This window comes from Clostridium sp. DFI.1.208, from assembly GCF_024463855.1.
Taxonomy (GTDB): Bacteria; Bacillota_I; Bacilli_A; order Erysipelotrichales; family Erysipelotrichaceae; genus Clostridium_AQ.
Genome location: NZ_JANGCA010000310.1, coordinates 1 through 255, shown reverse-complemented (window position 1 = coordinate 255; position 255 = coordinate 1). Strand labels below are relative to the sequence as shown.

Genomic DNA, 255 nt, shown 5'->3' with positions numbered 1-255 from the left:
TCCCGGCGATGACGAGCAAGAGGAGGAGGACAGAGATGATCTTCTTCCTGCTCTTACCTGCTGTTTGCTCTTCGCTCATTTCGTTTCCTCCTTCCCCTTTACTTCGTAGATGCGCTTTCCACTGATCATAGCGTCTTCCTTCGCTACCTCTATGATGAATTTGAATTTATAGGCTTCATCGATGAACTTGTTCTCTGTGAAGTCCCATGTCTGCGCCTTACTCGTGATCCCACTGAAGTAATAGCCGCTCCATGC

General features: G+C 48.2%; 1 protein-coding gene. It reads right to left on the bottom strand.

Annotated elements, in window-relative coordinates:
• Window positions 1–75: 75 nt before the first annotated feature.
• On the bottom strand, window positions 76–255 hold a 180-nt coding region (locus tag NE665_RS24480; RefSeq protein ID WP_256302778.1), incomplete at its 5' end, for a hypothetical protein.